This window comes from Sphingopyxis sp. (assembly GCF_035250425.1).
In the GTDB taxonomy this organism is placed as follows: Bacteria; Pseudomonadota; Alphaproteobacteria; order Sphingomonadales; family Sphingomonadaceae; genus Sphingopyxis.
This window is the reverse complement of record NZ_DATFFD010000096.1, coordinates 1-3177: the sequence shown is the minus strand read 5'-3', so window position 1 is coordinate 3177 and position 3177 is coordinate 1. Positions and strand designations below refer to the sequence as shown.

Annotated in this window: 3 protein-coding genes and 1 pseudogene; all 4 read right to left on the bottom strand. The window is 68.6% G+C overall.

Features of this window, described 5'->3' with window-relative positions:
• Nucleotides 1–650, bottom strand: a 650-nt coding sequence (locus VJ811_RS05805; protein WP_324071323.1) for a GNAT family N-acetyltransferase, incomplete at its 3' end; no start/stop codon positions are given.
• 3 nt (nt 651–653) lie between these two features.
• The gene (locus VJ811_RS05800; RefSeq protein WP_324071322.1) at nt 654–1313 is read right to left on the bottom strand and encodes a hypothetical protein; all 660 of its coding nucleotides are present in this window, start codon (nt 1311–1313) and stop codon (nt 654–656) included.
• On the bottom strand, nt 1310–2977 hold the full coding sequence (gene recN / locus VJ811_RS05795) for a DNA repair protein RecN (RefSeq protein ID WP_324071321.1): 1668 nt from the start codon (nt 2975–2977) through the stop codon (nt 1310–1312). Before recN ends, VJ811_RS05800 begins: the two co-directional genes overlap by 4 nt.
• Nucleotides 2978–3023: 46 nt before the next feature.
• Nucleotides 3024–3177: pseudogene (locus VJ811_RS05790) on the bottom strand (outer membrane protein assembly factor BamD); the annotation flags it as partial.

Genomic DNA, 3177 nt, shown 5'->3' with positions numbered 1-3177 from the left:
AGCGATTCATAGAGTGCGATCGCGCCTTCATTGTCGGCATAGCTGTGCAGGAAGGGCTGTTCGCCGCGCGCGACCATTTCGCGCATGACATGGCCGATCAGCGCGCGCGCAAGCCCGCGGCCGCGGCAATCCTCCCATGTCGCGACGCCGCTGACCTCCGCCATGCCGGGGACCAAGATGCGCTGCCCCGCCATCGCGAGCAGCCGGCCGTTTTCGCGCCCATCCTCTCGAACACCGAAGAAGGGGCCGTAACGATGCGTCTTGGGGCTCCATGGTCCGGGCTTCGCATGCTCGGCGAGCGCGGTCATTTCCGCTGCGTCGTCGTCGCCGAGCAGGAGGATTGCAGGCTCACCCTCGCGCGGCAAGGGCGGCACACCCTCGGCGACCATCTGCGCGAGCACGGCGCGCTTCACCTCGCGCGTTCCCGGAGGCACCGGCCACGGCTCACCCTCGACAATCCAGAGTTCGCCGTCATCGGGCACAAGCGCGGCGAGCGCGGCGAGCGCTTCGGCGCCGGTGTCGGGAGCGGCGCCGAAGACCCCATAGCCGCGATCGATCCGCACGGCTTGGCCATCGCCCTCGGCAAGATGCGCCTGTCGCCCGGTGAGCATGCTCCAGACCGGCCGGTCGAGCGGATGTACCGCCGCCACGTCTCAGACCCTTTCCATCGCGAGCGCCTCGGTCGGCAGGATCTGGATCCCCTCGAACGCATTGCCAGCATAGGGGCCGGCGGGGTCAACCCAATGCAGGAACAGATGCGCCGACCAGCGGTTGGGATTGGGCATCATCCGCCCGTGCAACCGGTGGACGCCCTGATAGAGGACGGCATCGCCCGGCAGCATCGGCACCGATCCATAGGCCTCGTCTCCGAAATCCGGATCGGCGCGCTGACGAGGCGACTCGATATGCTCGGATCCGACTTCGAGCGGCCACGCCGCGCCGTCGCTCGCGGCGAGCAGCAGCGACAGGCTGTGCTCGCAGGCGTAGCGGTCCGAATGGATGCGGCAGATGTCGCCTTTGCGGTACATGCGGAAATAGCAATAAGTCGGGCGCAGATCATGACCGACGAGCGCGCTGATCGCCGGCGTCATGCCCCAGAGGAAGGTCGAGAGCGGCAGATAGTGGGTGCCGTAAACCTCAACCGCCGCCGTGGCGAGCAGGTCATGCTTGCGCTTCAACTGATCGAACGACACCCCACCCTGGACAAGGTCGGACTTGAGCATTCCGAGCAACGCATGCGTCACATCGGTCGGCACGAAACCGGGCAGCGCGAGATAGCCCCCTTCCCGATATTGTTGCGCCTGGTCGATCATAGGGTCTCCAGCAGTCTTTCGGCTTGCGCGCGCGCCTCGGCGGTCACTTCGGCGCCCGACAGCATGCGCGCGATTTCCTCGCGGCGGCCGGCTTCGTCGAGCGCGTGGACGCTTGTGCGCGTGACGGTGCCTTGGCTCGACTTGGCGATGATGAAATGCGCGGCGCCCTTGGCCGCGACCTGCGGGCTGTGCGTCACCGCGAGCAATTGCTTGCCCGCGCCCGCCAGCCGCGCGAGCCGCTCACCAATCGCGCTGGCGACCGCGCCGCCGACGCCGCGGTCGATTTCGTCGAAGATGATCGTGTCGGCGCCGCCCTCTTCGGCAAGCGCGACTTTGAGCGCGAGGATGAAGCGCGAGAGTTCGCCGCCCGACGCGATTTTTGCGAGCGGCGCGAAGGGCGCGCCGGGGTTGGTCGAGATCAGATATTCGACGCGGTCCATGCCTTCCGGCCCCCAGCGGTCGGCGGGCAGGCGCTCGACGAGGGTCCGGAAACGCGCGGCGTCGAGTTTCAGCGGCACCAGTTCGCCCGCAACCGCGGCGTCGAGGCGGGTCGCGGCCTTGCTCCGCTGGTCGGACAGCGCGGTCGCGGCGTGGGTGTAGGCGGCGGCGGTTTCGGCGACCGCGGTTTCGAGCTTCGCGAGCCCCGCGCTGCCGCCCTCGATCGCATCGAGCCTTGCGGCAAGCGTGCCGGTGAGTTCGGCGAGTTCGTCGGGCTGGACATTATGCTTGCGCGCCATCGCGCGCAGTTCGAACAGGCGCGTCTCGGTCGCCTCGAGCCGTTCGGGATCATATTCCATCGCGCGCGCGGCTTCGTGCAGCTTGCTCTCGGCCTCGTCGGCCTCAATGATCGCGCGGTCGAGGCCCGCGAGCGCCTCGGCAAGCAGCGGGTGATCGCCCGCGAGCCGGTCGAGCCGCCGCGCCGCGCCGCGCAGTTTTGCGGGGCCGCTGTCGCTACCCTCGAACGCCTCCATGATCGCGCCGAGGTCGCCGGCAATCTTCTCGCCCTTTTGCATAGCGGCGCGCGCCTCGGCGAGTTCGGCGTCTTCGCCGGGCTGGGGAGCGAGCGTCTGCAATTCGGCGACGCAATGTTCGAGCCATTCGCGGTCGCGCGTCGCCTCGTCGAGCGCGGCGCGCGCGGCGGCGAGCCGGTTCTCGGCGGTGCGCCAAGCGGCATGGGCAGCGGCGACGCCGCGCGTGTCGGCGCGCGCATAGGCGTCGAGCAGCGCACGGTGGCCCGCGGGCGCGAGCAGGCCGCGGTCATCGTGCTGGCCGTGGATTTCGACGAGATAGGTTCCGACTTCGCGCAGCAGCGCCGCCGAGCAGGGCTGGTCGTTCAGGAAAGCACGGCTGCCGCCGTCGGCTTTCAATGTGCGGCGGATCAGCAGTGGCTCGCCGGTTTCCACCGCGATCTCGTTTTCGGCGAGCAGCGCGGCGAGCTTCGTGCCCGGTGCCGGCGCGACGAAACTCGCCGTCACCTGCGCCTTGTCGGTCCCTTGGCGCACCAGCGCATTGTCGGCGCGCGCGCCGAGCGCGAGGCCCAAGGCGTCGAGCAGGATCGACTTGCCCGCGCCGGTCTCGCCCGTCAGCACGCCCAGCCCGGCCTCGAAATCGAGGTCGAGCCGTTCGATCAGGACGATATTGGCGATGGATAGAGCGGTTAGCACGAGCCGTCCTTACCGCAGAACAAAGCGCGAATCCACGCTCTGCTTATCAGGCGCTCGGCGCGTTCTTCTGCATCAGCTTGTAGGCGCGCTGATACCATTCGTTGCCCGGATAGTTGGCGCCGAGCACCGCGGCCGACTTTTTCGCCTCGGACGGGATGCCGAGCGCGAGATAGCATTCGGTCAGGCGGTAGAGCGCCTCG

Bases quoted from the DNA above. Each gene is read 5' to 3' on its own strand.
- VJ811_RS05800 (WP_324071322.1), bottom strand. From the start codon at position 1,313: ATGATCGACCAGGCGCAACAATATCGGGAAGGGGGCTATCTCGCGCTG.